The organism is Mesorhizobium sp. M7A.F.Ca.CA.004.12.1.1, assembly GCF_003997835.1.
Taxonomy (GTDB): Bacteria; Pseudomonadota; Alphaproteobacteria; order Rhizobiales; family Rhizobiaceae; genus Mesorhizobium.
Genome location: NZ_RZRK01000707.1, coordinates 1 through 3,160, shown reverse-complemented (window position 1 = coordinate 3,160; position 3,160 = coordinate 1). Strand labels below are relative to the sequence as shown.

Annotated in this window: 3 protein-coding genes; all 3 read right to left on the bottom strand. The window is 64.3% G+C overall.

The window, feature by feature from the left end:
• Positions 1–205: 205 nt before the first annotated feature.
• The gene (gene proC / locus EN984_RS28095; protein ID WP_127269835.1) at positions 206–1,021 is read right to left on the bottom strand and encodes a pyrroline-5-carboxylate reductase; all 816 of its coding nucleotides are present in this window, start codon (positions 1,019–1,021) and stop codon (positions 206–208) included.
• Positions 1,022–1,082: 61 nt separating this feature from the next.
• A complete protein-coding gene (locus EN984_RS28090; RefSeq protein WP_127384112.1) occupies positions 1,083–2,429 on the bottom strand; it encodes an O-antigen ligase in 1,347 nt (448 codons plus the stop codon).
• A partial coding sequence (locus EN984_RS28085) for a glycosyltransferase (RefSeq protein WP_127384111.1) occupies positions 2,398–3,160 on the bottom strand: 763 nt, incomplete at its 5' end. The genes EN984_RS28085 and EN984_RS28090, both read right to left, overlap by 32 nt.

The following is a 3,160-nucleotide window of genomic DNA, read 5'->3' as shown; positions in this document are numbered from 1 at the left end:
GCCGTGATCTTGGTCGAGGAATGCAGCGGAGCAGAATTCTGCACCGCAGCAGCGCTTTGAAGTCGCGGCATGGATCCTGGGGTCTGCGCCGCGTCGCTGCGCTCCTTGCTTCGCCCCAGGATGACGAAGCGATGTGCATTTCCGCCAAGCCATCAACGCAAGCACGTCCGACCCATCAAAACTTCGGCAGCGGAGGAGTTGACGATTACTTCCCCAGCTCGACCGACCGCAGCCGCGCAGCCTCCACCGCCTCTGTGAGAAGGCGCGTCAGCCGGTGCTCGCCCATCAGCACGGCCAGCGCCGCGGCCGTCGTGCCGTTGGGGCTGGTGACCTGCTGGCGCAGCACGCCCGGTTCCTCGCCGCTTTCGGCGGCGAGCGAGGCGGCGCCATAGACTGTCTGCATGGCGAGCAGCTTGGCGGTCGCCGTTGGCAGCCCGGCCTTCTCGGCGGCCACGGTCAGCGCTTCGATGAAATGGAAGATGTAGGCCGGCCCAGATCCGGAGACGGCGGTCACCGCATCCATCAGGCCCTCGTCGTCGATGGTGGCCACTTCGCCGCTCGCCGACAAAAGATCGGCGACGAAACGCTTGGTGTCATCCGACACGAGCTTGTTGGAGAACACCACCATCATGCCCTTGCCGATTGCCGCGGGTGTGTTGGGCATGCAGCGCACGATCGGCGCGCGGCTGCCGAGGATTTCCTCGAAGGTGTTGGCCGGCGTGCCGGCGGCGATGCTGACGAAGGTGGTGCGGCCATCGCCGAAACGCTTGTAGGCGGAGGTGACATCGCGGATCACCTGCGGCTTCACCGCGATGACGACGAGATCGGGCACGGCATCGGCCGGGATGCTGCCGGCATCGGCTGATGTCGCGCAGCCCAGCGTGGCCGCGCGATTGCGCAGATCGGCATTGGGCTCGACCACGAAAACCGCCGATGGCGCAAGCTTACCGGATTTCAGCCAGCCTGAGAGCATGGCGTAACCCATATTGCCGCAGCCGGCGAGAACAAGCCTGATCGTCATCAAAAGCCCTCCGAAGGAAGGCTTTCACATAGACGCTGGCGCTTCCCCGGGGAAGCCCCCGTCAGGAGGAACGGAAAGATCGCGAGCCGCGATCGGGATCGCGCACTGCCATCGGCCGCAGCGAGACTTGCCTGAGGCCAAATACGCCGAGCACGAAGAACAGCCAGACCGGGTCGCCGCGATGGAAGAAGAAGCTTTCGAGAAAAGCGTTCAGCGCCGTGAACAGCACCACCATCATGAAGAAGTCACCGAGAAAAATGTTTTCCCTGCGCAACGGAATGCGCATGTAGTCGCGCAGCGGCGCGATGAGGAAAGTGTAGACCGCCACGCAGAGTGCCGGAATGCCCATCAGCACGGCGATGTCGAGGTAGCCGTCATGGCCGTGCACGATGGTCCGGATGTCCCACGGCCGGTCGAAGGGCTGGTCCTGGTTGAGCAGCAAGGGCGTGCCCCAGAAGCTCTCATAGCCGTAACCGGTCCATGGCTTCTTCGCGAGCATGCTGCCGGCGAACTCCCACAGCGTCGTGCGGCCCGTATAGGTCATGTCCGGGAAATAGATCGCCGCGAGATGTTTTATCGGCGGCAGGAATACGATGCCCAGCGTGCCGACCGCTGTCGCGACGATCGCCAGCGCAAACAGGATCGGCGTGCCGAGCCGCATGCCGATCAGGCTCGGGAACATGACGATCAGGATCGAGAACGGCACCAGGCCGGCTGTCGTCTTGGAGCCGGTGTGCAGCATGAAGATCATCGCAGCGAAGAAGATCCCGGCACCCCAGTAGCGCTGTCCGCGCCGGTAGAGATAGAGGCCCGCGAAGCTGAGGCAGGCCATGATCGGCCCGGCGATGTTCTTGTGGGTGAACACGCCGCGCCACAGGCCGGCATGCTCAGGCTCCTGCGAGTCGGCGGTGTGCATCGCCTCATGCGGAAAAACGATGAGCCCGAGATAGGAAAGGCCCATGACCACGACGGCGGTGAAGATGATCACCTTCGAGAAGGCTTCGGCGTCGCGAGGCAGCACCAGGATCGTCGCCATCGTCAGGATGCCGATCAGGGTGAAGGAGGCGGCGCGCATGGCCGAAGGCGGATCGGTCGACAGGATCACCGAGAGGAAAAAGAAGCCCAGCACCAGCATCCAGGACGGGCTGAGCAGCGAGCGCACCACACGCGGATCGGCAAAGGCCATCAGCGAGAAGATCGACATGGCGCCGAGCGAACCGAAGCCAAGCTGGTTGACGATGTCGCCGCCTTGACCGGCGAGTTCTGCGCCGCCCGGCTGGAACGGCCGGAAGGACACCATGATGACGGTCAACAGCAGCGCGGCAATGGCGGTGGCCACGCCTTCGCGCGTGAACGCGGCGCTGAGCGGCGCGCGCTCAGTTTTTCTCAGGCTGGCGATATTGCTCATTGGCATATCCGAATTCGGCCAGCACGCGGCCCAGCGCCACATGGACAGGGTAGATGGCGATATCAGGCGATCCGGTCCGCGCCAGCCGGATCAGGCCGCGAAGCGGCGAGGCGGCAAGCAGTGCCAGGCTCTTCAGCAACACCTTGGCGCCGGCCAGCGGTGTGCCGGCGCGCTTCTTCTTTTCGACCAGTGTCGAGATGACACCGTTGCGCAGGCTGCGGGCCCGGATCCAGTCGGCTTCGATACGCCGGGCCGGGACGGTTTCATGCACCTTGGCCTCGGCGCACCAGCCCAGCACAAAGCCCTTTTGCGCCGACCGGCTGAGAAAGTCGGAATCGCCGCCGCCCATGAAGTTGAATCTGAGATCGAGAAAGGGTGGACCCATGGCGATCAGCACGTTGCGCCCGACCAGAAGATTGCCGGACGAATAGAGCGCCGGCACCCGCCCGGTTGCCCGATAAGGCGGCGCGAACACCGGATGCTCGGCCCATCGCGCATGGGCGGGGTCGGCAAACACGGGCACCTGCGGGCCGCCGACAATATCGGCACTGAGCGTTTCGGCAGCCCGGCACATCCGTTCCAGCCACTGCGGATCGGCGATCTCGTCATCGTCGATGACCAGCAGATGCCTGAAGTTCGGGAATTGCAGGATGGCTGTCTGCCAGCCGGCATTGTAGGCGCTGCAATTGCCGCGCTCATGCGCGATGATGACCAGGCCCGACATTTCGCCC

Coding starts and splice junctions, on each gene's coding strand:
- proC (WP_127269835.1), bottom strand. CDS start 1,021: ATGACGATCAGGCTTGTTCTCGCCGGCTGCGGCAATATGGGTTACGCC.
- EN984_RS28090 (WP_127384112.1), bottom strand. CDS start 2,429: ATGAGCAATATCGCCAGCCTGAGAAAAACTGAGCGCGCGCCGCTCAGC.